Genomic DNA, 25,792 nt, shown 5'->3' with positions numbered 1-25,792 from the left:
AACATTTCCCGTTTCAGGAATCAATGATTAACTTGCGGATGTTGCTGAAGGGAAAATGACAATGGCAAACGCATCGGTGTTGGCTGTAAAAATTGGAAAAGAGGCTGTCTGTCTGGTCACTGTAGCTGATGTGATGTGCGGTCTCTCCAACGAAAAGAGTGGGTTGGAGACGAATAACTCCAGTCTCGCACCCATCACTCCATTTCCCTCCTGCTGCGCAGCAAGGTGTTGGAGGGGGCAAGGGCTTCTTGCCCTACTCAGGCTATCCCTGATTATCGATCTTATCGCGAAGGTTGCGCAGACAGAATGACAGGAATTCCGACTCCGGTGCCCGTACACCTGTCCAGTCGACACTCTGCCTGAATTCATCCACTACACCTTGCCAGTACTCATCGTATTCACCGTCTTCCATGAAGATAGCCTTGGCGGCTGAATCCGTTACCGTATTACCTGTTTCAAAAAAACTGATTAGCATATCCAGCACTTTCAGGAGCTCATTTGTTTTCATGATAAAGATCTCGTCTGTAGATTTTACGCCCAGGGTAATACTCTAATACCCCTCCAGACTGAGTCGGGCAGTGGACCGACCCTCCCCATAATTGCTGTTGTTCGAGTTGATGGAAGGAGATCGGTATCCCATGAAAATTACTGATGATCTGATGAATGCAATGCGCAGAGCCTATACTGGAAAAAACTATGCAGTGAAAGATGATGTCAGGCAGTGCATTCGATGGCTGAACCATGATCTTTTCACGGAACCTCCCGGAGGAGACGGAGAATACCACCTTGTCTTCTTACGCAACAACTTACTGACCTATTATCAGGGACACGCTATTCCAGATGTTTCAACACAGCATCCAGGCTTTCACGGGCATCGCCGAACAGCATTCTGGTATTTTCTTTATAAAAAAGCGGATTGGCAACACCTGCATAGCCGGTGGCCATAGAACGTTTCAGGACAATGGTCACTTTCCCTTTCCAGCACTCCAGCACGGGCATACCGGCGATAGGGCTGTCCGGTACCTCCTGGGCGGCGGGATTGACAATGTCGTTGGCGCCAATTACCACGGAGACATCGATCTGGGGAAAATCTTCATTGATCTCATCCAATTCGAAGACGATGTCATAGGGCACATTGGCCTCGGCGAGGAGCACGTTCATATGGCCCGGCATGCGGCCGGCAACCGGATGGATGTCAAAGCGGATATTGGTGTTATTCTCGCGTAACTTGCGTGTGATTTCATAAACAATGTGCTGTGCCTGGGCAACAGCCATCCCATATCCCGGAATTATCATCACCTCTTTGGCATTGAGCAGCAGTTCCGCCGCCTCCACCGCTTCGATAGCAACGACTGCGCCAGCTTCATCCTCGGCATCTGCTCCTGCTGTGCCCGCTGAGGTGCCGAAGCCTCCTGCGATAACGGCCAGAAATCGGCGATTCATGGCGCGGCACATGATATAGCTCAAGATTGCACCACTGCTGCCGACCAGGGCGCCAACCACGATCAGCAGGTCATTGTTCAACATGAAGCCGGTTGCCGCAGCCGCCCAACCTGAATAGCTGTTCAGCATGGAGACCACCACCGGCATATCGGCTCCGCCAATGGCCATGACCATGTGCACCCCGAAAAGAAGAGCGATGACGGTCATCAGGACAAGGGGAACAGTACCGCCGCCAATAGCCGAATATTTGATGAACTGCCCACCCAGCACTACCGTTCCCAAGAGCATCGCCAGATTGAGCCAGTGACGAGCTGGCAGCAGCAGAGGTTTGCCGCTGATCCTGGCGCTCAATTTTAAAAAGGCAATTACCGAACCGGAAAACGTCAGGGCGCCGATCAGTATGCCCAGATATGTTTCCGAATCGTGAATGGTCTTTTCGATACCGACAAGCATCCGCTGATGATCCATGAAATTGGCATAACCGACAAGGACCGCCGCCAGCCCTACCAGGCTGTGCAGGATCGCCACCAGTTCGGGCATCTGGGTCATCTGCACCCTTCTTGCAAGGATCAGGCCTATGGAACCCCCGATGACAACTGTGAGGAACAGGATGAAATAGTTGGCAGAGACAATACCGATGACGGTGGCTAACAGAGCTATCGCCATGCCGATCATGCCGGAATAATTCCCACGTCGCGAGGTCTCCTGCCGACTAAGGCCTCCAAGTGCCAGGATAAACAGGATGGTTGCGCCGATATATGCTACGGTTACAATACCATATGACATGTTTGCCCTCCTATTTCCTGAACATGCTCAACATTCGATGGGTGACCGCAAAGCCGCCGAAGATGTTGATGCTGGTGATCAGGACAGCAATCCCCGCCAGAAAGACGATCAGCAAGCGATCGGATGAGATCTGCAGCAGCGCGCCGATGACAATGATACTGCTGATCGCATTGGTGACACTCATCAGAGGCGTATGCAGAGATGGCGTGACATTCCAGACCACCATATAGCCTACGAAACAGGCCAGCACAAAAACGGTCAAATGGGACATGAACTCAGGTGGGGCAACACTCCCCAGAGCCAGCGAGCCGATAGCGAGTATGGCAGCTGCCAGAATGAGGCGCAAGGGACTTCTTTTCTTTCCGGGCTGTGGTTCCACTTTTGCCGGAGCCGGCCGCTTTTTCGGGGCAGCAGAGATTTTTGGGGTCGGTGGTGGCCAGGTAATTTCACCTGTCTTAATGACGGTTGCTCCCCGTATGATTTCATCGTCCATATTGAGGACGACCACGCCGTCTTTTGCCGGAGTTAATTCCGAGAGCAGGTGGCGAAGATTGGTGGAGTACAATTGACTGGCCTGCGTTGGCAGACGCGAGGGCAGGTTGGTATACCCTATTATGGTCACTCCATGTTTCACCACAACCTTATCCGCTTCAGTAAGTTTACAGTTACCTCCCATTTCGGCAGCGAGATCGACAATGACACTGCCTTCCCGCATGACCTTCACCATGGCTTCGGTGATCAACTCCGGGGCGGGTTTACCTGGAATGAGCGCAGTGGTAATGATGATATCGACCTCCTTTGCCTGATCGGCAAAGAGTTCCATCTCGGCCTGAATGAATTCTTCGCTCATCGCCTTGGCGTAGCCGCCTTCACCGGAGCCGTCTTCGTCGGCAAAATCGAGCATCAGGAACTCACCGTCCATGCTCTCGACCTGTTCCTTGACCTCGGGTCTGGTATCAAAAGCCCTGACTATTGCTCCCATGCCCCTGGCTGCGCCAATGGCCGAAAGGCCAGCCACACCCGCGCCTATCACCAGCACCTTTGCCGGAGGAATCTTGCCGGCGGCAGTTATCTGCCCGGTAAAAAAACGGCCGAAGTGTTGAGCTGCCTCAACAACAGCCCGATATCCAGCTATATTGGCCATGGAGCTGAGCGCATCCATCCTCTGGGCCCGTGAAATGCGGGGAATGGAGTCCATGGCCAGCACGTTGATCTTTTTTGAGGCAAGCTTCTCTAAAAGCGCCTGATTTTGACCGGGATGGATGAAACTGATAAGTGTCTGGCCTTCCCGTAACAGTTCCAGCTCGTTTATACCGCGTTCGGGGTGATTCTCCGGCGGGCGGAGCTTGAGGATGATGTCGGCATCGCGATAGAGTGTCTGTACATCCTGCTCGACCCTCACGCCAGCGTCACTATAGGCGTCATCAGTAAATTTTGCTGCAGCACCTGCACCGGCTTCAATGACTATGTCGAAACCGAGTTTTTTGATTATCTTTGCTACTTCCGGTGTCGTTGCAACCCGTTTTTCATTTTCATGTCTCTCTCTTGGAACACCTATCCGCATACTGTACCTCCTCTTGCTGTAGGAAGTTTTAGCTCTACTCGGGTAGACGATAAGTAATTGCTTAATGTAGCGCCTTAAAGAAATTGGCCTGACAGGTCCATGGACGCCAAGCCACTATCTTTTACCTGACACGCCAAAGCCATCGAAACATTTTTTTTCTCTTCATTCAGTGTGATTACCCTGCTGAATCACCAGAGGTGTGTACCGTTTGAGTATTTGCCAAGATGATTTTAGTGTTTTGCTATCAGGTGCACAGGGCTTGTCTGGGAGAGGTGAGAGGCATGAGGCGTTCGCTGATAGGTTAGAGCTGACTGACCGTTCTGCCGATGTCACTGCAGAGAATGGCTCCAAGCCCCTTTTACTTAGATGAGTCGGAGCATCTCGGACAGCGAATCGACGTGTAGCCTCCGTTCCTGCCGAGTTGGGAAAGTACTATCTGCCATACCTGCATGTATCTGGCACGGAAGCCACCGGCCATGGAGAGCAGGTAGTAATTCCACACCCGATAAAATTTATCGCTGTACCGTTTTTTCAACGTCGGCCAATTGCGTTCGAAATTATCATGCCAGGCCAGAAGGGTCTTGTCGTAATGAGTGCCGAAATTGTCCCAGTCCTCGAGAATAAACAACTTTTCGATAGCGGTGGTCAGCTGTTTGGCGGACGGCAGCATGCCGTTTGGAAAAATATACTTGTCGAACCAGGGATCTCCGGTATGTGTGGTCCTGTTGGAACCGATGGTATGCAGCAAAAACAGGCCGTTATGGGCAAGGCATCGAGCGACGACCTTCATAAAGGTCTCATAGTTTTTATAGCCGACATGTTCGAACATACCCACCGAGACTATGGCGTCGAATTGGTCATTGACTTCCCGGTAGTCCTGCAACCGGATCTCCACCGGCAATCCGGTACATCGTTCTCGAGCGAATTTGAGCTGTTCCCTGGAGATGGTAATACCCACCGCCTCTACCCCATATTGACGGGCAGCGAATTCCACCAGCCCCCCCCAGCCGCAACCAATATCGAGCAGCCGCATGTTCTTTGTGAGCTGGAGCTTACGACAGATCAGGTCCAGCTTAACCTCCTGCGCCTGGTCAAGGGTGTCGGCCCCCTGCCAGAAGCCGCAGCTGTAAATCATGTGGCGGTCAAGCATCAGCTCGAACAGATCGTTGCCGGCGTCGTAGTGGCGTTCCCCCACCTGGGGAGCGCGGTGCCGGCTTTGACGGTTGCTGAGCCTGGCCTTGAGAATATTGAAGAGAAGCGGAGGGTTGAGCCGTACACAACGGTCCAGTCGGTGACGCAGAATCCGGTGGATAAATTCATCCAGCATTTCGCATTCCCACCAACCGTCAATGTAGGATTCCCCCAGGGCAAGCGAGCCCTTGGTCAGGATATTCTCAAAAAAAGCATTATTCTTGACCTGGATGTCCCAAGGCCGAGTGCCGTTAACGGTTACATCAGCCTGAGTCAGGAGGTTGGTGAGATAAAGGCGCGGAGATGTCAGCAAGGATCGATTCATGGAAATATCTTACCCCCATCGTTGTTTGCTGATGAACAAGACAGCCTGGCGCCGTCCGGGGAATCCTGTGCCCTTTGCTGCGGGATTAGTACTACTGGCGAAGGTGACGAGTAATCGCTCCATTAGGTGGCCCTGGGGGTTGGAGCTGTCCGACACATAGCTGTCATTTCACTACTCTCATCCTAACATAGCTGGAGCTATCTAAACAATTTTTTCTCACTGAATGTGTCGGGTGCACATGTAAGGGCACTGGCAAAAACGGTTATAAGAAGACGGGTTTTTTCAGAAGATATAAATAGCATCGGATCGAGCCACCGGGAAAATCAAAGGTTCCTTACATAGCGATGACCTATCACCTGTCACCCTGCCTCGAAGGGAAAAGGGGGGAGGAAATGAAACTTTCGGCTTATCTGCCCCGTGTACCCCCTTGGTCTTGGGCAGTGTGCGAAACTGGCGATGCACCATGCACCGCTCTAATGGTATTTGTGGTGTAGATGATCCGCCATATCTGTGCCGGATACTGGAACTATTGCCCCAGTCTTTCCCAATTGTTGCGCAATCCCTGAATGTTAGCGTATTCTTGATGGGGAATGGGTCTAAGTAAATGAAATGTTGAATAAAATCTAGATGATGTCGGCGCCATTCCACCTTGGTCCATTTAGCTCGTTCATATTTCTTTGGACGAGAGACTTAACGGTTGAAGGCTAATTAGCTCTTCATTTCACTCAATGTCGAGCGAGAAATTTATGTCTGTACAGATATATATACGATATCGGAGTTATGATGTGGCCAGATTTAATTAGAGATACTTGGATCCGGCTTCAGAGTGTTTATGATAATGAGCTTTGATTTGATATATATCAATGATGTTGGAATCGTAATGTAAATAAGAAATTAGATTGATGTATTGACAATGTTCTAATAAAAACTTTGCTTTGCTGAATTGCTTTTGCTAATATTTTACTAGCGAAAAATGACAAAATATAATTGTTATAGTTAATGCAAGATAAAGCCAAACCCGCCGCAAGACGGGGACGGAAAGTTGCGGGTCTCAAGAGATCGCCGGACTACCTCGGAAATAGGTTGTCCGGTTTTTGCGTTTTTAATAATTGAACAACTATAAAATTAGCTGAAATTGGTGTCGGTGTGCTTGGATTCCTTTATTTATTTCAAGCTGACAAGTATTCATGATGAAGGCTATCAAGTATTTAAAAGTGTTTATTGAAAACTGTTTATTTTGTCATCTTTAGTTTAACTGCCTTTTCATGATCCTTGTTGGCAATATCGGAAAACAATTGTCTAAAATTTAAAGGAGGAAACATGAATAAAAAAATCATGGCATTATTACTGTTGATGATCTTTTCGCTTCTCAGTCCTTTCAAAATATGGGCACTGGGTGAAGGACAACTCAAACGAATCGCAACCGGAGGATTCGGTGATTCAGCAAACAGCTATACCTGGGGGCTGACCGAGTTTAATGGTGATGTGTACGCTTCAACAGTTCGTCATCATTTGTGGAGCATAATGCAGGCAATGCCTGGTCTTCTTCCTGATGGTGACTTTCCGATTGATCCAACTACGGCCATTGAAGGTCCAGCTGACCCGGTGTGGGGCAGTCCTGGCTATGCCGCCGAGATGAGAGGGCAAATTTGGCGATTAAAAGATGGCATATGGGAAAAAGTGTACCAGTCCATGACATTCGAGCTTCCATATCCGATAATTGTTCCAGATTATGGGTTGACGATACCAGCCGGTACTTATCCTGTGGCCTATGGATATCGGACGCTTGGTACCTTCAACGGTCATATATATGCCCTGGGGGTGGGAACCTGGATGCCGCCCATGCCTTTTAGCAGTATCGTTCGCTCAGCTACCGGTAATGAGGGTGATTGGCAGGATGTCAGCGGACCTTTAGCAAATACCACTAATGTCAGGGGATTTGTTGAGTGGCAGGGAAAAGTTTATGTTTCAGCTTCAAAGCCCGGAACAGATCTGGGATCAGCCGGCGGCTGTGTAGTCTTTAGCTCTCCAGATGGCGAAAACTGGTCTGAGATGAGCGAGATCGGGTTTGGCAACCAGGACAATGTGGAAATCTACTATCTGTCAGTATTTGATGATCATTTGTATGCTTCCACAGTCAATTACGTGACCGGCTTCGAAGTTTGGAAAACCGACGGCACAGAGGAAGACGGCAAATTAGTTTGGACCCCCGTGGTCGTCGATGGCTTCGGAGACACTTGGAACCAATACGGCATGACCATGCAGCCTTTTGGCGAGTACCTCTACATAGGCAGCGCAGTTGGAATTGGCATGGTGATGAAAGATGGCGAACCGGTCGGAACCCGGCCGATCGATATCATAAGAGTTGATAAAGATGACAAGGCCGAGTTGATGGTCGGCGCCTATTTCCCGAGCGATCCCCCTCCCGGCTGGCCAACATTCAGAATCCCTAAAAGTTATATCCCCGCTGGATTCGGTAACCCATTCAATGGCTATGCTTGGCATATGGCCGTTTATAAGGGCGAGTTGGTTGTCGGCACGCTGGATATGAGTGGGACGATACTTAGAAATCTCAAAGAATTATTAATTGAAGATCCTCAGGCAGCGGCGGATTTAGTACAAAATATTACCGATACATCTTCACCTTCCACCATGTTCCCGCTTCAGATCCTAAACCAAATTGACTTCCAAGATGGCGACCAGGTTGCCGTTGCATTAAAGCTTATTGATTACTTGATCAAAAAATTTGGCGGTGCAGATCTATGGAAGACTAAAAATGGAATAGATTGGGAGCCTGTGACCTTGAGTGGCTTTAAAAATTCGCTCAATTACGGAATAAGAAGAACAGTTCCGATTGTCGACGAAAAAGGGAGAGAGCATTTGTACATAGGTACAGCCAACCCATTTACAGGCTATCCGAATGGAGGATGTGAGGTGTTGGCAACACCACCTGTAAAGATAAAGTAAATAACAGATAGTAAGCCTGGTAAATATTCTCACAAACCACAAAGGACAGAGGTTTTTTTAGCCCTGTCCTTTGTGGAATGGCAATAAATGCTGAAGGGAGAATAAACTAAACCAGAAGTAAATGATCGAACTGTGAAATACAGGTTAGGTTTATCTGTATTAATTGAGCTTCAGATAACTGAATCGTTTAAAAATCGCTGATATCTTCCATATCTTATTACTCGATAACCACTCAGACTCAGCAAGATTGAGCAAGAAGGGAGGTATGAGGAGTAAGGTGTAAAGCTTCTTTCTACTTTCATCACTCATTTGAAACTAGAAATAGCTCAAAAGTTATGGATAATTTTGTCATAACGTCCAGCTCTGTAAATACGGTGCTCCTTATAACACCCACACCCAAATCCTTACAAACATTAGGCTGATAATTAGTGAAATTCAGAAAGTCTTTCAGCCAAACGAGACCATTGCCATTGGCCCCGATTTTAAAGCAATAACAGGCATTTCAATTTTTTGGTATAGATACGGGATTAGCGTGAATAGAGGTTGCCGTGGATTTTTTTTTAAGAGTCAACAATAGCTCTCATGTGCCAGTTTTTATTCATTTATTGAGTGACTTGAGGGGTGTGGGCCTCTGCTTGAACCCATCTGTAAAAAGTGAGGAGGTGTATGAATGAAACGAAAGGGTATTAAACAATTTAGGACCTTCCTTTGCACCGCTGCCTTGGTTAGCGCGTTTTTTGCAGTCATCACCATTGAAAGCGCCATAGCGGCTATCACACTTTCCCCCAGTTTGCCCTCAGGCGCACCGGTGGGATCAAATATCACCTGGACTGCATTCACCGATTATGATCTGGATGCCATACATTACCGGTACAAAATTCAGCGGATAGGCGGCCCTGAAATGATCGTCCGCGACTTTGATATTTACAGCTCATTTGATTGGACACCGCTGGAAGAAGGTATGTATAACATCTCCGTGGTAGCCAGAGATATTAGCGGGGAGCTGCAGGAAACCAAAACACGCTATTTGGTCAGTTCCCGGGTGGCGGAAGGTGATCCAGTTATCACGGCGACCCAGCATCCATTGGTTGCACTCTATAGCGTGCCCATTACCGTCTCCGGTGCAGAGGTTCGCGTCCAGTTCCGCGTCCAAGGCGATGAAACCTGGAAATCAACGCCCTACAAGCGCTGCAAGGCACACCGCAGTACCAACTTCCTCGTTGCCGGCATGGTGCCGGAGACAGATTACGAGATGCGCCATGAAATCACGGTTGGCAATCATATTCAACAGGTTTCCGGAATTTCTGTTTTCACCACAGGTGCTTCAGAGATCCCGGATTGGGGTTTTAGTGTCACTTACGGTCCCGGTCCCGACACCAGCCTGTCCGATGATGTGATCGTTCATGCGGTGCTTTTCGGCGGAGAAGGAGAGAACGTGGGACTCGGTTGCCCTGTGGCAACTGATCTGAATGGAAACTTGCTCTGGTACTTCAAGAAGCCGTTGGATTTTATGCAATATGCAGGTTCGTTCTTGATGTCTTTTCCACCATCGATGTCAGGAACATTCCTTATTCCCATGTCCAGACCGCCCATTCCTGACGTTATCCCCGGGCCGATTCGGGGGCAGCTTCTGAGGGAAATCGATCTGGCGGGAAATACGATTCGTGAAACTAATGTGGAACGAATAAACGAGCAACTCATTGCGATGGGATACGACCCCATTTATTACTTCCACCATGACGCCAGGCGTCTGCCGAACGGGCATACCCTGGTGATGGCCGGAGTCGAGAGAATCCTCGAAGATGTTCAGGGCAGTGGACCCGTGGACGTTGTGGGCGATGCTATCATTGATCTGGACAAAAACTTTCAAGTAGTGTGGGCCTGGAACACTTTCGATCATGACGAGTTGCCAGTGACCCGTCGGGCGCTCCGTGATGAAGAGTGTACCGGCGCACCGGGCGTAGGCAACGTTTGCGGACCTCTGCGCCTGCTCGGCGATGGTCCGGACCAGGCCCCTGTGGCACATGATTGGACCCACGGCAATACAGTTACCTACGCACCGGCGGACGGAAGCATTATTGTCTCCTTCCGCCATCAGGATTGGCTTATCAAGATCGACTACGATGACGGCAAGGGGGCGGGAAATATTCTCTGGCGACTCGGCAACGAGGGAGATTTTGATATCGAACAAGCGCATGCCGGTCCCTACGACTCTCACCCATGGTTTTCCGGTCAACACCAGCCTATGGTCTACGCTCAAAATGAGATAGTGATCTACGACAACTCCAATGCCCGGAATGAAAATGGTGATGATTCCGTTGCCAACAGCAGAGGGCAGGTATATATCTTAGATGAAAAGGGTGGAACAGCGACTTTGGTGACCAACGCCGATCTCGGCGTCTATGCGTCTTTTCTCGGAAGCGCTCAGAAGCTCTCTAATGGTAATTACCATTTCCTGTCCGGCGGGATCGCCGGCGATCAACCGTCCCCGGTTCCCGGTTTTCCAGCTGGCCTCAGTGAATCCACCGAGACCTCTCCTGCTGGCGAAATTACCTACACGCTCCAGGCGCCGCATCACACCACCTACCGTTCGTTCAGGATGAAAGGCATGTACCGGCCCGCGGGAATTCCTGGAGATGTCGATGGTGACAGCGATGTGGACAGATTTGACCTGATTCTGATCAAATCCAAGATAAACCAACAGGTCGATGACCCCGACGATCCCTGCGACCTGAATGGTGACGGCTCGATCACCTTTGAAGATATGATAGAGGCGAAAAGTCAGTGCACTTTGCCATCTTGTAAGCCGTTGAACTGGGTGGATACTGTGAAAGGCTACTAAGCGCCTGAAAAAGCCCAGCTCAGGATTCATTTACATTGGCAGCGCTCACCTTTACCGCAACTGTTGAGGGTAAAAACCAGCCTGACTTTGCGTTTGTCAAATTCAAAAGGTTTTATCATTAAAAAACGGGGCCGTTATAGTCGGCCCCGTTTTTTAAAAGGAACTTTCTTTTCGCTGTAATCCTGTCGACTCGAAGCTTTGTGCGAAGTCTGACCTGTGACAACTCCGACTGATGTTCTCTATAATATCAAATGCATAGAAAACCTGGCGCAATACATTCTCCCAACACTTGCTCGCTTGCTAAGTTGAGCTATGGCGACAGTACCGGAACGGTTATCTACCGTTTTAAGATGAGTCATGGCACCAACAAGAAGATCTTGGATTGTACGAGGAAGACAAGTCGAAGTGGAATAGGGCGACCTGCTTTCCCGGATTTTGTTGAGAGCATTATCTGGCCGTATGAGGATGGATGTGCCGATTATGAGCAGCCTTTTGTTGATGTGCAAACACTGTGAGATTGGATGAGCGGGGATGCTGTTGCCATAGAAGGGGTTGGCTGGAAGTCGCCGCATATTAGGTATTTGATGTCAGTGCAGGGTTGGTTTGAGCCAATGAGTCTGAGTGAAAGAATCGGTGTGAACCTGTGGTGGAGGAGACAGCCGGAGGGGTTGACACGCAGTTGAGGTTTAGGAGGAGAAAAACTCACAAGATCGGGGTGAAACGGCCACGATGGTAGTCGTAATCGTGAAGGTTTTATCAGGAAACCGGTTTGGGGGACAGTCGTAAAAGGCAAGTACGCATCACCCACTTACCTGAAATGAAGATTCCAGTACAAACAAAGTCAGAAATCAGGTGCCCACCAGTTGCCTGAGAGGATGATCAAAGTGAGCATTTTCAAGGTGTTTTCATAGTATCTTTTGGGGCCCACCTTGAATCCTTTTTCTCTCAACAGGAATGCCCACAAATGGTCGAGCCATAGCTGGTTATTCTCGTCAACCATGGCGCTGACCGCCAGGGGACCCGTAAATGCCGCTGAAGAATAATCGCTGCCAGGCACCATTTCTCCGTTGAGATAATATCCCGCCTTAATCCGCTCGGGCTCACCATTCGTGGATAGCATGACCCAACTGTTGATGCTATCCAGTGCCTCTTTGGCTCTGATGTCACCGTAAATCAGGTAATCGGTCGCTAGACGCCACGGAGTACGGCAGGCGTTTTTGTAATAACTGCCGTCATAGTCGGATTCAAGAAAATGCTGGCTGGCAGGGGCGGGTATAACGTTGGTATTCTGGATGAAATCGGGTAACAGGCCTGTTTGCGGGCTGTATTTCTTCTGCATGCGCTCAACCAGGTAATAAACTCGGTCAATGACCAAACGCCATTTTTTATCGGCCATTACGTTTTCGAATGCCCTGAAGTGGTTGACGATAAAATCGGAGGTGCGGGTGTCGAAAAAGAAAGGATCAGACGGTGAAATCCAGTTCCCCAGATTCGGGGTCCAGGTATCGGAGTTGACCTCATAACGCATGATATCCCGAATGAGTTTTTTTGCTTCGCCGAGATAATTTATCATGCCATTACTGCCCCATTGGTTATGGGCAAGCAACAGTGCGTAGGCGATATCAATATCGGCGTCGGTGGAGGAATAGTTCCCGTCGCCAGTATTCGTTTTTGGAGCATTGCGACATCCGGCGACCTGATTCCATGCCATCAGCGAGCTCCCGCCCTTGTTACTTACATGTGCTCTGTAAAAGTTATACAGTCCATCGAAGATTTTTTTTGCATCAGAATCATGCCCTGCCATATAGGCAACAATGATCATGCCGTACCCTTGGCCCTCAGAAACCGAAATTGAGTCCAGGGAAGCGTTGCCACTATCAAAGGCGGAATCAAACCAGACATATATTTGGTCTGAACCGCAATCATCTTTCAGATAACGAGCCTTCCACGCCTCATAGAACACCTCGGTGGCTTTATCCATTTTTTCCTGGTCGACGTTCGGCTTGATGGTGCCAGGCGTATAGGAAACATGCTGTGGAAAAGGTCTTTTGGCCTTTCCGAGCCATTGGCCGAAAACGTAGCCACCAGTGAATACGCTCGCCTTGTCTGGTCTGTTTATTACAATGTAGCTGACAATCAGTATGAGAAGTAAGGGGATCAGTAATTTAGTCACGTTTTTGTAACGAATCATCTGTCAACCTCTTCGATTTTCAGGGCACCTTTAACAGGTTCCGCTTTTTCGGCCGAGTCCTCCAGGGCCCTCGGTCGCCGAGCAGGTTGTGGTCTGAAAAGCACTTGCGGGAATCTGCCCGGGCTGTTTCAAATCTGGGTATTTTCATGAAATATTCGGGTTAGGCTGCTTCAACGGTTCCCGCTCGATCGAGTTTGTTCCACCCGACGAGCTGCCCCCTCAGGGAAGCGACAATAGACTTGATCGCTACGTAATAAAGCAGTTGGCGATAAAAAAAGCGTTGGGGAACAACCCAGAGCAATAACCGTTTATCCTCTTCTCGCTCCATGAAAAAAGCGATGGTGGCCGACAGAAGATCCGCCGCCAGAAATATGGAATAAAAACAGAAAATTCTTAGCAGCGTGTCGGGGGAAAATTCAGCGGAATGCTGCCAGCGATTTAGAGCCGCCGACAGCAGTGACAGCAGCAGAACAAGATCCATCACGGGGGATATCAGGGGGAAAAATATCTGGTGCAGGAGGAGATTGGGCAGGGAGAAAAAACCAAGAAACCCATTCTTTGGGCGGAACAAAGCGTCCTTATGCTTCCAGGCCACCTGGAAGGTGCCGAACATCCAGCGAAAGCGCTGACGCAAAAAACCTTTGATATCCGCCGGGGCTTCGGTCGAGGCGATGGCCTTATCTTCATAGCAGACCTTGTATCCCTGCTTGATGATCTGGACAGTCAGGTCAGAGTCCTCGGCGAGGGTATCGGCGCTGAAACCGCCGGTCTGTTTGAGAGCTTCCCGGCGCCATGCGCCGATCGCCCCGGGGACAACCGTTATACCGTTCAGCACATCAAGGGCCCGGCGGTCCATATTCTGGCATGTTATATATTCGAGCGCCTGCCAACGGGTTAAGAGGTTAATCCGGTTGCCGACTTTGGCGTTGCCGGCGACGGCCCCTATGGCGGAGTCAGAAAACCGCTTTGCGAGGAGCACCAGGGCATCTTTAGCGATGACTGTATCGGCGTCAAAGGTGACGATTATTTCTCCCAGAGCGTGCTCGATGCCAAAATTGAGTGCCTGATGTTTGCCGCCGTTTGGAATCGAAAACATCCTGATTATCGGATCCTCGCTGTAGGCTTCCTGCACAATTTTGTAGGTGGCATCCGTCGATCCGTCATCAATGATCAGAATTTCAAAGGACTCGGGATGCCGGGCAATTAACAACGAATCGATGGTTTTTCGGATGACCTTTTCTTCGTTGTAAGCCGGAATGATAACGCTCACGAAAAATTCTTTTTCGGGTAGGTGAGCAGAACCATTTTTCCGGACCATTCCCAAAAGCGCGATTCCCATGATGAACAACGTTCGGCTTAACCCCAGAATGATTCCAGTTACGAACAGGACCGAAAGCACATCCTGTCCTAAATTTATAATATTGAAACCAAGATTCCGCCCCCATTCGCTCCAGGTACTTTGTTTTGAAGTCTCGGGCATGACCTCAGCCCTGGTCTTCCCGGTAAGCTGCGAAACAGTGACGAACTCATACCCTTTCTGCCTGAAGGCATGAATGATGCCGGGCAGCGCCTTGACGCTTTGCGAGCGATCCCCTCCCGCATCGTGCATCAGTAGGATATTACCCCCGTATGCCGCCTCTTCCTCTAGGGCTTTCTTGACCATTTCCCCGGCACTCAGTTCTTGCCAGTCATGGGTATCGATCTTCAGCCCGACTTCCTCGTAACCAAGACTGCTGATCAATTCCAAAGGTCGCAGCTCCTTTGCGGTGACGGGTTCCGAATCGGTGTTATAGGGGGCTCTGAAAAGGCGCGTGCCTCGCCCGATCACTTTCTCCAACAGCAGTTCCGTTGCTTTTATCTCGGCCCTCAACCGCAACCAGGAAATCTTAGCGATATTGGGGTGGGTGAAGGTATGGTTGCCTATCTCATGGCCTTCGGCGAATACCCTTTTCAGCAGAGAAGGATATTTCAGGCCGTTATATCCGGTGATGAAAAAGGTAGCCGGTACCTGCGCCTTTTTGAGCTCATCAAGGATCAAAGGAGTGTAGCTCGGGTTAGGGCCGTCGTCAAAGGACAGGGCGATTTTGCGGTCCGCGGCACCGGAGAGAGAAATCAGACTCGGGAAGGGAAAGACGGTGTATTGATCGGTTATAATCAGACCGGTGTTTTTATCAAAATCGATCTCTCTTTTCCCCGAGGTGGCTTTCCGGACCATGCTCATGACTTCACCGTCGCCTTGGTAGTCGGCGGAGTAATCATAATCAATGGACCCCAGTGCACCTGCAGTCCGGCTGTTGAAATCAGGTGTATCTCCCAGTACCTCCCAGACCATCGGATCTTCACTGCCCAGACGCCACAGGGCAATTCCGAACGGTTCCAACGGCTTGGCCATGGCCATCTGGTTGAAAAGTGTGATGGCGTCAAGCATCCAGACCTGGTGTGTATTGTTGTTTTTATCCTCGTACTGAAACATTGGGTTCAGGGAAAATGGATCCATTGCAATTTCTCCCTTGGACCAGGTGGCGGTAAACACGACGTCCTTAAAGGTTCTAACCTCGGCCGGGCCCTTGGCCGCAGGCAATCCATCCTCTCCGGCTTGTTCGCTCATCTCCCAGTCATAACTGTAGTTTCCCAACGTCAGGATCATCTTTTCAGATGGAACATCTCCCTGCAGTCTCCTCATAGCGGATGAAAACCAATCCATGCTCGCAATCGGCCCGGGAGAACCCGTCGACCAATGTTCGTCATAGGCCATCACAACCACATAGTCGGCCAGTTCAGAGATTTTCCGGTAATCATAGTCATCGTTATCGGCGGGAACGGCTACCAAAATAGCCAGATCCGATGCATGAAGTGCGGAGCGAAACTCGTCAAGGAATCGATAGTAGACTGGCAGGCTCTTTTCAGTAATAGCTTCAAAGTCGATGCAGATCCCGGCGAGCTGGTGGGCTTGTGCATACTGAAGCAGTTGCAGGATTGCCCTCTTTCTGGCTTGGGGCTGGGCCAACATCTGGGATAGCGACTCGGAATCCCATTCGAATTCGGAAAAATTAGACACCAAGCCGATCACTTTCGTATCCGGCTTGTGTGAATGGATGAAATCCAAGACCTGTTTCCGGTCAGCTGAGTTATCTTCAGTCAAAGACCCATCACCGGACGCAAGATGCAGCCAATCCCCAATGACCACATCCAGTTTTTCGATGTGGGCCTTTAAGGACTTGTAACTGTTTCTATCCCAATGAACATGGAATCCCACCGTTATGGGTGACCACCCTGGGCTGAGCCTCTTCACCGTTTGCGTCAGCCAGAGAGGCCGTTGCAGAGGTTTGAATTGCGGGTAGAGAAACAGGTTCATCAGAAAAAGGGTAAGCACCAAGGTCAAAAAGACGGCTAACAGGGTGACAACACCTTTTACACGTTGCCAACGTTTATTTCTGGGGTCAAAAAAAACGGGTTCATCTCGCTTCTTAACCATGAAAACCACCTCTACAGCCCTATGAAACTCGCCTTGCGAAATCAGGACCACGCTGGCACTGTCATTAGATATCAGCGATTATTTAGACCTAATTTCTTTAATAAGACCAGTTTCAGCGGCCATTGCAGACTCTCCTGCCTGATTTCAAAGCCGATCAGCCGACACAAGGTCAATTGTCCCGAACAGTCTTGCCGCTGACTACTGCGGAGTCAGAAGACAGGAGTTCAACCGAAGTCAGACCAACATAACCACACTCTCAAAATGCTGCCTGTGAGATAACAAAACTCTACCTGCCGAAAATTCTTGGCACTATCAAACGGCAACATAAATGAGCATTGGGTGCGCCAGGATGAAATCAAAATAAACTTTACAGTTGAGCCATATTTTTATTTTTTGTCTGATACTTACAATCTAATCTCAGCCTATTACCATACCGAAAATTTGAGAATTATTTGTATCGCTCAAAATGAACATGTGCTCTGATAGTCAATAAATATTAGGCAGTTGTTATTGGCCTTGCCTGAGCTGGAAGCTTGACAGGCATAAATGATGAGGAGGTATTTATTACCCGCATTGTTCCGGTATCCTAAAATAGGAAATCAGTGGTGCCAATGCACAATCCTAGCACGTGGATACTCTGCTTATCCAATTATTTTGGGCAGGTTTTTTTTGAGTTAAAATTCATTTTTATGTTAGGGTATTGGTATGTTCAGGACAGAAGTGATTGGAAGATTTTGTTTTTTCTCGCCCTATCGGTCTAGTCCTCGGTCCCGGTTTTTTTTTAAAAGCTACTACGCAGTATCATTCCGTTTTTTCCTGGTTAATGGATGAATAGCCTAACCTCAGACCTGGGCTAGCGGTGTCGGGGGGAACCACTCACGGAGCCTTCATTCGGCACGATGATTGCCATCCAATACTGGGCTCCCACATTAAATTGACACCAGGCTTTATGATGTTTCAGATCGGATCTGGAATTCTGCAGCTATCTTTGGGGCAATCTTGTGCAATGGTCGAAGTTATGACAAAATATCGGAAATGTAGGACGCTCAGGAAAAATCCGGAGGTGTTTACATGTCCCCATATTTTATCGATGGCAATGAGGCCATTGCCAGGGCAGCTGTAGAGGCTGGTTGTACGTTCTTTGCCGGTTACCCGATCACGCCCGCCACCACTATCTTCAATCACATGCTGAAACTGTTACCTCCTGCTGGCGGTATTTGTCTGCAGGGGGAAGATGAGATCGCCTCAATCGGTTTCTGCCTTGGTGCCTCCATGGCTGGGCGAAAGGTAATGACCGCCACTTCCGGGCCAGGATTGAGCCTCATGAGTGAGCACATCTCTTTTGCGATTGGCAGTGAGATTCCCATTGTCGTTGTCAATGTCCAGCGGCTTGGGCCGTCCACAGGATCGGCGACCAAAGGAGCTGATGGAGATATCCAGTTCATGCGTTGGGGCAATAGCGGCGGCCTGCCGGTGATTGTTTTGGCTCCGGTGGATGCCGGTGACTGTTACCGGCTCACCCATGAGGCGTTTAATCTGGCTGAGCAATATCGCTGCCCGGTCTTTATCGCTTCTAACAAAGAAATTGGACTGACACGGGAGAGCGTTGACCTGGGCTCGCTGGAGCTGGGCGAGAAGATTCAGCGGAAATGTGCACCGCCTTTTCAGGATTACCTGCCGTTTCATACTGCTGATAATGAAATGGTGCCGGATTTTTTGCCGATCGGTGGTGATGCATTGGTGCGGCAGACTTCATCGTCCCATGGTCCGGATGGGTATTTGACTGTTGACCGCCAGCTGATAAATAGTTCCATGGATCGCCTGCTGGCGAAACTGAGAGATGGGGGGGCGAGCTTATCATTGCATGAACTTGATAATGAGTCAGGGGCGCAGCGGCTGATCATTACTTACGGGGTCACCGGGAGGGCAGCCAAAGAGGCTGTGGAAAGGCTCAGGGCAAAGGGTGTGGCTGTATCGCTGCTGGTGCTGAAGACTCTCTACCCCGTACCGGAGGAGCTCCTTAGAAATATTATCGCCTGGTTCAGGCTGGTCATCGTCATAGAGATGAATATGGGACAGTATGTCCGTGAAATAGAGCGCATCGCCGGTAATGTTCCGGTATTGAACTATGGCCGTATGGATGGGGTGCTGATCAGCCCGGAAACTATTGTACAGGTGGTGGGCGATGAAGACCTTGCTCAATGACAGGCGGCCTCTGGTTTATTGTCCCGGCTGTGACCATGCCAATGTCGTCCAGGCCCTGAACAGGGCTTTGATGCAGTTGAAACTGAGTGGCAATCAGGTTGTTATTGTAACCGATATCGGCTGCTCCGGTCTCTTCGATACTTTTTACAATACCCATGCCCTGCACGGGCTGCATGGGCGGTCACTGACCTACGCCACCGGATTGAAGCTCGCCAGGCCGGAGTTGACGGTCATTGCGGTTATGGGTGATGGAGGTATGGGGATAGGTGGAGCGCATGTGATTGCAAGCTGCCGCAGGAACCTCGATATTAACCTGTTGGTGCTGAATAACTTCAATTATGGCATGACCGGCGGACAATGTTCTGTGTCGACGCCACAACAGGCGACAACCAGTTCGGGCTTTTTGAATCAACTGGAGCAGCCTCTGGATTTCTGCAAGCTGGCTGAAACTGCTGGTGCGAGTTGGGTCGGACGGTTTCTGCCGGAGGAAAAAGAGCTGGCTGCAGGCATATCGGAGGCTGTCTGCCATCATGGTTTTTCCGTTCTGGAGGTGGAGACTGTCTGCACAGGCCGTTATGCCAGGGGCAACCCGCGTGCTTTGCGGGAGAAAAAGGAACACGAGCATAATCCGCTGTTTTCAGGAGTCGTGTCCCGAAACGAAAGATTGGAATATGGTGATGAGTATCGAAGGCTTGCTGCAGAACAACCGGCAAAGGAACCGTTTACTGAAATTGCAGTGGAGCAGACTGCGGCCATTGATGCCAGGTGTGAAATCATGTTGCTCGGTGCCGCCGGGCAGCGAATGAATACTGCGGGTGAAATACTCTGTTTTGCGGCAATGGCTGCGGGGCTGCAGGTGACCAGAAAAAGTGATTATCCGATAACGGTGTTGCGTGGTCATTCCGTTTGTGAAGTGGTCTGTTCGCCACAGCCGATTCGCTATACCGGTATTGCCAGACCGGATGTCATTCTGGCACTCGCCCCGGAAGGAGTTGAGAGAAAACGGTCTGTTTTTGAGAGCGTAAAGAGTGATTGCCTTATTATCAAAGCGGCGGACGTCGAGATTCCACCCAGTCAATGCCGGATTATCGAAATTGACTTTCAGCAGCAGTGTGGCATTACTTTCATTAATAGAGGTGTCGCTGCCCTGGCGGTGTTGTCGTGTGTACACCCGGTGCTAAACGCTAATATGTTTCGGTCCGGTCTCTTTTATCGTCTCAAAAGCAGGCAACTGGAGATGGCCCTGGTGACAGCAGAGAGGATATCCAGCTGGTTCAAGGAAAACCCGCCATAAATTGTACGCTGTTCGCGGATTCCTATTCCGCCAGTTGCAGCCAGGTGTGACCAACCTCAATCATCCTGTTGGCAAAACCCCATTCATTATCAAACCAGCATATTAGCTTGACCAGAGTCTCGCCACTCACGCGGGTCTGGGTGGCATCGAGAATACCGGAGTGCGGATCGGTATTGAAATCCACCGAGGCGTGGGGTTCCTGGGTGTAGCCAAGCAGTCCGTTCAGGTAGCCCTCGGCTGCCTGCTGCAGGATTTTATTCACATCTTCCGCACTGGTAGGTGTGGAGACGTTCACCGAAAGATCCATCAGCGAGACGTTAATGGTGGGCACACGCAGGTGCAGGCATTGGAAGCGGTCCTGCATATCCGGGAGGATGCGCTGGATGCCTTTGCTCAGACCGGTATCCACCGGGATAATGGAGTGCAGTGCACTGCGGGTCAACCTGAGATCAGTGCGATGGTAGCTATCGATCACCGGCTGATCATTCATCGAGGAGTGGATGGTGGTGATAACGCCATGTTCGATGCCAAGGTGGTTGTCGAGCAGATCGATTATCGGCACGATACAGTTGGTGGTGCAGGAGGCGTTGGAGACGATTTCATGTTCCGGTTTAAGCTGGTCGTCGTTTACACCAAAGACTATGGTCGCATCGAGGTCCGGGTTGCCGGGATGGGAAATTAAAATGCGTTTCGCACCGGACTCAAGGTGCAGGCTGGCGGTGTCGCGATCGCTGAACGAGCCGGAGCATTCAAACACCAGATCTATGTCGAGTTCTGCCCATGGCAGGTTCTTGGGATTTTGTTCCCGAAGAATGCGGATCTTGTCGGGGCCTATATGAAGATAGCCCTGGTCGTTATGAACCGGCAGGGGGAAGCGCCCGTGGGTGGTGTCATAGCGGGTCAGGTAGGCTAAGGTCTCGATATCAGCCAGTTCATTAATTGCCACTACGGTGAACTGGTCCCGCAAGGGGCTGGTATAGATGGCCCGAAGTACACATTGGCCTATTCGGCCATATCCGTTGATCGCAACTCTGTAACTCATAATATTGCAGCTTAGTCTGGTACGTGAAAGGTTCCGGCGCTCTGCCGGTAAGTTTGTGCGGCTGAGTTACGTAATATAAAAAGCAGCAGAAGTTTACAATGATTTTTTCAGACTGAAGGAACGATTAATTTGAAAGAGGGAGGGTGGTCTGGTCGGAAGGGCAGGGAACTCCACACCGATGAATATCGGTGTGGAGTACAGTGGATGAGATCACAGTAATCGGCTCGGGCTTGCCATCAATTCAGTTGTGCCAGTGCAGCATCATAATCAGGCTCCTGGGTAATTTCAGGTACCTGTTCGGTGTATTTGACAGTCCCATCAGGGCCGATCACTACGATGGCCCGGGAAAGCAGCCCGGCAATTGGTCCGTCGTTGATGGTTACACCATAATCCTTGCCGAAATTCGCAGCCCTGAAGACGGAGCAGGGGACGACGTCGTTCAAGCCGTCTGCCCCGCAGAATCGGGCATGGGCAAAGGGCAGGTCTGCAGAAACACAGAGCACGACGCTATTGTCCATGGTGCTGGCGGCTTCGTTGAATTTTCTCACTGAAGTTGCGCAGACATCGGTGTCAACGCTGGGGAAAATATTAAGTACCACGTTCTTGCCGGCAAAATCAGCAAGGGAGCAATCGGAGAGGTCGGTTTTGGTAAGTTTGAAATCCGGTGCTTTTTGACCTGTGGCAGGCAATTCTCCGACAGTGGTGATTGCATTTCCTTTGAGGGTAATATTCGCCATGGATAACTCCTGAAGGTTATATGTTCTTTAAGAATCGACAAATAGCAATATGCCGATATGTTGATAATAATTATCATTAACAACAGGTGCTGTCAAGAAGTAACCAGTATTTTATGCTCAAAATTCAGAAAAAATCGGTTGCAGGCAAGCAACCAATATCTTTTCTTTAAACGTCCCACGTCCCACGTCCCACGTCCCACGTCCCACGTCCCACGTCCCACGTCCCACGTCCCACGTCCCACGTCCCACGTCTCAACTCTTCTCAGCAATAACCAGCAGTTCTATTGAAATGTGATCGAACACTGTATGCATTCCAAGGTGTTCATAATATTTACCGGAGCCGTAGATTATGCCCCAGAGGGTTCTGTCCAGCTCGAAATGGGAAGAGAGGTGCAGTTTGCCATCCCCGCCTTGAACCACAGTGGCTTCAATGTTCAGGTGATTCTGTCTGCCGCGCAGATCGAGCATGCCGCTCAGTTCACAATTAGGCACGGTGGGAAAGGCCTGATTATTGAGTCGGCCACTGGGAATATCGAATCGGGCTCCGGGGTAGACATCGACATAGAAAAAATCATCTGACTTCAAGTGAGTGATCAGAACCTGCTCAAGCTCATCTCCTTTCAGGTTGATATTTTCTATGGATTCCATATCCACCAGCAGGCTTCCCTGGATTGACGAGCCATGCAGGGTGAAGTTGCCTCCCGAGAACAGCACTGTTCCGTAGTGACTGGAGTTAGGGTTTCTGCCGATCCAGAATATTCTGCTCTCAGGAACTGAGACCTTGTAACTGCCATCTTTCAGCAGGTATTGGTCTGTCAGGCTGGCAGCGGTTTCGGTGTCGCCTTCCAGTGGCAACCCGGACTGTCGCCAGTGATCGATGCCGCCCTCGAGTACGGAGATGTTTGAATAGCCGTCGGCAATAAGCTTTTCTGCGGCGGTCCTGGAATCAAGGGAGTTACTGCTCGAGCCATAAAGCACGATGGCGGCCCCGCTGTCCCGACAGAGCGTATTTATCTGATTGACAAAGGTCATGTCATATACGCAGGCGTTGACAGCTCCGGGGAGGTGTATCGCATTGAAGTGTTCTGCCGGCAGGGTGTCTATGAGTAAAAGTGCGGGTTGCTGTTGCAGCATGGTCTGTAAATCTTCCGGGCTGATTATCTTGAATGACTGCCAATGTCTCATAATAGCCTCCGTAGAGGGAGATTTCAGGGGTGTTGGAGAATGGGTGTCGCTACAGCTATTTTAGCCGTTACTGGAGAAATTAACAGGGAGGCAGCACTGTTTAGCCTGAATTATGCTCTTTAGGGCATTGTCTTACGTCCGGTCCTATTGGAACTTCCGGCCATTGTGGCTGAGCCAGCCACCTGGATGTGTTCCGTTGGGGTCACGGTGTGTCCAGTGTACGATGCCGCCTCTGTCGTTATAAACATAGCTGCCACGAAAACTGATTGAATCGCCTCTGGCAATATTCGGGATACGCGGTGCAATATCTAGATTGTGAGCGATCAAAAGTGTCTGGCCATCCGCAATTTTGACGATAAATCGCTGGTGCCGTGAGCCTTTGGTGTCGTCGGGGAGCACTTTCACAACAGTGCCGCTCCCTTCAACCATCACTTCCTGAAGCTGCTCCTGAAAAGCCTCTGAAGCGGAGAGGTAGCTGCCGGTCTGCTGGTGGATAGCTCCTCTGTTGTCACTGTTGATTTCGGTGCCGGGATTGTTAATTCCGGTCAATCTGCCAATGAGCAGGGCCATGATGGTGAGCAGAGCCAGAATGGCGGCGCGTCTGAATCGGGATCGTTTTCCTGCTGGCATTAGTAGTTCCCTAGGTGTGCTGTGGTTTAAGTCTTGGGCGGCAGTATCGGGTTTTGAATTACTGACGAACCCGCCAGACTCCAATGGAGAATAAAAAAACTCGGCTGTAATTGACACGTTGTGTTCGAATCTTTCTTTGAAAAGGGTAAACCTGAAATATTTCCGGGCTGTTCCTGGTAACATTACGTGATTCTGCCTTTTACGGTTGTGACTTTGAGTGCGCTATGCCACCGGCAGGGTGGAGCAGCTGGGCATTTTTTGTGCTGAATCCATTGGTAAATACGTGGACTTTCATTGTACTGAAAACGTTTCCTGCTTGCGCTCAAGGTTAGGGAGGTGTAAACACAGATAATTGAGACTCGATACGTGAATTTGGAAATCAGTTTAAAAGATCAAAATGGCATTTGTACCCAAAATCGGCACTTCAATCAAGCGACAGCTTGAAGAGCATGAGGCAGTGTGTCTCTCTCCCTACGCGGCCCTGAATAAACAATCGCGCGGTCGCCAGATTGAGGAGAAAGAGGATATCTCGGATATTCGTCTGCCATTTCAAAGGGATCGGGATCGCATTGTCCATTCCAAGACGTTTCGCAGGCTTAAACATAAAACCCAGGTTTTCCTTGCGCCCACCGGCGACCACTACCGTACCCGCTTAACTCACGTTCTTGAAGTTTCCCAGATTGCCAGAACGATCGGTGCCGCCCTCTGTTTAAACGAGCCGCTCACCGAAGCGATAGCCCTTGGTCATGATCTCGGGCATACCCCGTTTGGTCATGCCGGCGAGGCAACCTTGAACGAGCTGCATCCCGGCGGTTTTCGTCACTACGTGCACAGCCTGCGGGTGGTGGATAGACTGGAAAATGGTGGCAAGGGACTCAATCTGACCTTTGAGGTGAGAAACGGTATCGTTCGCCACTCGAAAGGAAACTCAGATATTATCCCGAAAAACAAGGGGCACCTGGCGGCCACGCTGGAAGGTCAGGTGGTGCGACTGGCGGATATCATCGCCTACGTAAATCACGATCTCGATGACGCCTTGCGCGCCGGTCTGCTCCGCGAGGGAGATCTGCCGGATGGCATCAAAAAAGTTGTTGGCGAGCGTCATTCCCAGCGAATCGGTACCATGGTCCGTGATCTGATTGTCGAAACCCTGCAGGCGGATGATGGCCAGTTGCACATTAGTGATGCTATGCTCGGGGCGATAAGCGATCTGCGCGCCTTTTTGTACCAGAACGTCTACCGCTATTACCGTGTCCATAACGAGTTTGAAAAGGCCCAGAGGATTATTCGTGACCTTTATGGGTATTTCCTAGAAAACGGGCTGGTGCGCAGGCGTGGCCGGGAGTGGATAGCGGACGGTAAAAACGTGCTGTGGGAAGATGAACAACGGGCCCACAGGCAGGTCTGCGATTTTATCGCCGGCATGACGGATCGCTACGCACTCGACCTCTACGAGCACCTCTTTCTTCCCAAACCGTGGTCAATGAGGTAGTCTGGCAATGGCCGAAAGCGATGATCAGCGTCAGATTCTTCATAGACGTTTTTTGAGGCTGGCAGCTGCAAGGTAAACAGATGTTATGAAACGGCTGGTTCCCAACGGGTGGAACCAGCCGTTTTTTCATGAAAGCATACATAAAAACTGTTGAACTAAAGAGCGTTCATAGTTAGTTTCTGGAGCATTCGGTTAACCGAACCTCTGGATATCTCTTTTAATTGTCAGGTGAGTGCGGCGCTGTTGCCAGTATATCCATACATTTATGGTATGGCTGTGCCTCTGTCGTAATGAAGTGCCCTGACAGACCCGGAGAACAATCGTACACTAATCTGTATTTCTCATCGGTTCAGGCGGTGTCAGTTTTAAACCTTTGGCAGGAGCACGTAGCAGGTTATTTGAGGCTATGTCCATTACTAAAAT

At 50.0% G+C, this 25,792-nt stretch carries 15 protein-coding genes and 1 riboswitch; of the genes, 5 read left to right on the top strand and 10 right to left on the bottom strand.

Going from position 1 to position 25,792, the window contains the following annotated elements; genetic code table 11:
* Positions 1–262: 262 nt before the first annotated feature.
* The 4 genes from ACN5NT_RS16600 to cfa form a co-directional block, all read right to left on the bottom strand.
* Positions 263–508 carry a hypothetical protein gene (locus ACN5NT_RS16600; protein ID WP_419176164.1) on the bottom strand — a complete coding sequence of 82 codons (246 nt, stop codon included), beginning with the start codon at positions 506–508 and terminating at the stop codon, positions 263–265.
* Between the two features lie 323 nt (positions 509–831).
* On the bottom strand, positions 832–2,229 hold the full coding sequence (pntB, locus tag ACN5NT_RS16595) for a Re/Si-specific NAD(P)(+) transhydrogenase subunit beta (protein ID WP_419176163.1): 1,398 nt from the start codon (positions 2,227–2,229) through the stop codon (positions 832–834).
* Positions 2,230–2,239: 10 nt separating this feature from the next.
* Positions 2,240–3,793, bottom strand: coding sequence for a Re/Si-specific NAD(P)(+) transhydrogenase subunit alpha (locus ACN5NT_RS16590; RefSeq protein WP_419176162.1), 1,554 nt, complete (start codon positions 3,791–3,793; stop codon positions 2,240–2,242).
* Between the two features lie 358 nt (positions 3,794–4,151).
* Positions 4,152–5,309 carry a cyclopropane fatty acyl phospholipid synthase gene (gene cfa / locus ACN5NT_RS16585; RefSeq protein WP_419176161.1) on the bottom strand — a complete coding sequence of 386 codons (1,158 nt, stop codon included), beginning with the start codon at positions 5,307–5,309 and terminating at the stop codon, positions 4,152–4,154.
* Positions 5,310–6,310: 1,001 nt separating this feature from the next.
* Positions 6,311–6,384: riboswitch (cyclic di-GMP riboswitch) on the top strand.
* A 245-nt stretch (positions 6,385–6,629) separates the two neighbouring features.
* Here cfa and ACN5NT_RS16580 point away from each other — a divergent pair.
* Both ACN5NT_RS16580 and ACN5NT_RS16575 read left to right on the top strand, forming a co-directional pair.
* Positions 6,630–8,276, top strand: a complete 1,647-nt coding sequence (locus tag ACN5NT_RS16580; RefSeq protein ID WP_136798227.1) for a hypothetical protein — start codon at positions 6,630–6,632, stop codon at positions 8,274–8,276.
* Between the two features lie 670 nt (positions 8,277–8,946).
* The gene (locus tag ACN5NT_RS16575) at positions 8,947–11,118 is read left to right on the top strand and encodes an aryl-sulfate sulfotransferase (RefSeq protein ID WP_419176160.1); all 2,172 of its coding nucleotides are present in this window, start codon (positions 8,947–8,949) and stop codon (positions 11,116–11,118) included.
* A gap of 841 nt (positions 11,119–11,959) precedes the next feature.
* Here the strand turns inward: ACN5NT_RS16575 and ACN5NT_RS16570 are convergent.
* Both ACN5NT_RS16570 and ACN5NT_RS16565 read right to left on the bottom strand, forming a co-directional pair.
* Positions 11,960–13,309, bottom strand: a complete 1,350-nt coding sequence (locus ACN5NT_RS16570) for a glycosyl hydrolase family 8 (RefSeq protein WP_419176159.1) — start codon at positions 13,307–13,309, stop codon at positions 11,960–11,962.
* 160 nt (positions 13,310–13,469) lie between these two features.
* Entirely contained in the window at positions 13,470–16,784 is a 3,315-nt protein-coding gene (locus ACN5NT_RS16565) for a glycosyltransferase (protein WP_419176158.1), read from the bottom strand.
* Between the two features lie 1,071 nt (positions 16,785–17,855).
* Here ACN5NT_RS16565 and ACN5NT_RS16560 point away from each other — a divergent pair.
* Entirely contained in the window at positions 17,856–18,989 is a 1,134-nt protein-coding gene (locus ACN5NT_RS16560; RefSeq protein ID WP_419176157.1) for a pyruvate flavodoxin/ferredoxin oxidoreductase, read from the top strand.
* Positions 18,970–20,283 carry a thiamine pyrophosphate-dependent enzyme gene (locus tag ACN5NT_RS16555; protein WP_419176156.1) on the top strand — a complete coding sequence of 438 codons (1,314 nt, stop codon included), beginning with the start codon at positions 18,970–18,972 and terminating at the stop codon, positions 20,281–20,283. Before ACN5NT_RS16560 ends, ACN5NT_RS16555 begins: the two co-directional genes overlap by 20 nt.
* Positions 20,284–20,305: 22 nt before the next feature.
* Here ACN5NT_RS16555 and ACN5NT_RS16550 read toward each other — a convergent pair whose 3' ends face one another.
* From ACN5NT_RS16550 to ACN5NT_RS16535, 4 genes are all read right to left on the bottom strand, one after another.
* Positions 20,306–21,325: a type I glyceraldehyde-3-phosphate dehydrogenase gene (locus ACN5NT_RS16550; RefSeq protein ID WP_136798234.1), complete on the bottom strand. Its 1,020-nt coding sequence runs from the start codon at positions 21,323–21,325 to the stop codon at positions 20,306–20,308.
* 236 nt (positions 21,326–21,561) lie between these two features.
* Positions 21,562–22,062 carry a thiol peroxidase gene (gene tpx, locus ACN5NT_RS16545; RefSeq protein WP_136798235.1) on the bottom strand — a complete coding sequence of 167 codons (501 nt, stop codon included), beginning with the start codon at positions 22,060–22,062 and terminating at the stop codon, positions 21,562–21,564.
* Positions 22,063–22,314: 252 nt separating this feature from the next.
* Positions 22,315–23,247 (bottom strand): rhodanese-like domain-containing protein, encoded by a 933-nt coding sequence (locus tag ACN5NT_RS16540; RefSeq protein WP_419176155.1) that lies wholly within the window; start codon positions 23,245–23,247, stop codon positions 22,315–22,317.
* A gap of 144 nt (positions 23,248–23,391) precedes the next feature.
* On the bottom strand, positions 23,392–23,877 hold the full coding sequence (locus ACN5NT_RS16535; RefSeq protein ID WP_419176154.1) for a DUF3465 domain-containing protein: 486 nt from the start codon (positions 23,875–23,877) through the stop codon (positions 23,392–23,394).
* A gap of 397 nt (positions 23,878–24,274) precedes the next feature.
* On the opposite strand from ACN5NT_RS16535, the gene ACN5NT_RS16530 reads away from it, so the two are divergent.
* The gene (locus tag ACN5NT_RS16530; protein WP_419176153.1) at positions 24,275–25,369 is read left to right on the top strand and encodes a deoxyguanosinetriphosphate triphosphohydrolase; all 1,095 of its coding nucleotides are present in this window, start codon (positions 24,275–24,277) and stop codon (positions 25,367–25,369) included.
* The last annotated feature ends 423 nt before the right edge of the window (positions 25,370–25,792 follow it).

This window comes from Desulfosediminicola sp., assembly GCF_048381775.1.
Taxonomy (GTDB): Bacteria; Desulfobacterota; Desulfobulbia; order Desulfobulbales; family Desulfocapsaceae; genus Desulfopila; species Desulfopila ganghwensis.
This window is presented reverse-complemented; position numbering and strand designations above follow the sequence as displayed.

Coding starts and splice junctions, on each gene's coding strand:
- ACN5NT_RS16530 (WP_419176153.1), top strand. CDS start 24,275: ATGGCATTTGTACCCAAAATCGGCACTTCAATCAAGCGACAGCTTGAA.
- ACN5NT_RS16560 (WP_419176157.1), top strand. CDS start 17,856: ATGTCCCCATATTTTATCGATGGCAATGAGGCCATTGCCAGGGCAGCT.
- ACN5NT_RS16590 (WP_419176162.1), bottom strand. CDS start 3,793: ATGCGGATAGGTGTTCCAAGAGAGAGACATGAAAATGAAAAACGGGTT.
- pntB (WP_419176163.1), bottom strand. CDS start 2,229: ATGTCATATGGTATTGTAACCGTAGCATATATCGGCGCAACCATCCTG.
- tpx (WP_136798235.1), bottom strand. CDS start 22,062: ATGGCGAATATTACCCTCAAAGGAAATGCAATCACCACTGTCGGAGAA.
- cfa (WP_419176161.1), bottom strand. CDS start 5,309: ATGAATCGATCCTTGCTGACATCTCCGCGCCTTTATCTCACCAACCTC.
- ACN5NT_RS16535 (WP_419176154.1), bottom strand. CDS start 23,877: ATGCCAGCAGGAAAACGATCCCGATTCAGACGCGCCGCCATTCTGGCT.
- ACN5NT_RS16575 (WP_419176160.1), top strand. CDS start 8,947: ATGAAACGAAAGGGTATTAAACAATTTAGGACCTTCCTTTGCACCGCT.
- ACN5NT_RS16600 (WP_419176164.1), bottom strand. CDS start 508: ATGAAAACAAATGAGCTCCTGAAAGTGCTGGATATGCTAATCAGTTTT.
- ACN5NT_RS16565 (WP_419176158.1), bottom strand. CDS start 16,784: ATGGTTAAGAAGCGAGATGAACCCGTTTTTTTTGACCCCAGAAATAAA.
- ACN5NT_RS16580 (WP_136798227.1), top strand. CDS start 6,630: ATGAATAAAAAAATCATGGCATTATTACTGTTGATGATCTTTTCGCTT.
- ACN5NT_RS16550 (WP_136798234.1), bottom strand. CDS start 21,325: ATGAGTTACAGAGTTGCGATCAACGGATATGGCCGAATAGGCCAATGT.
- ACN5NT_RS16555 (WP_419176156.1), top strand. CDS start 18,970: ATGAAGACCTTGCTCAATGACAGGCGGCCTCTGGTTTATTGTCCCGGC.
- ACN5NT_RS16540 (WP_419176155.1), bottom strand. CDS start 23,247: ATGAGACATTGGCAGTCATTCAAGATAATCAGCCCGGAAGATTTACAG.
- ACN5NT_RS16570 (WP_419176159.1), bottom strand. CDS start 13,309: ATGATTCGTTACAAAAACGTGACTAAATTACTGATCCCCTTACTTCTC.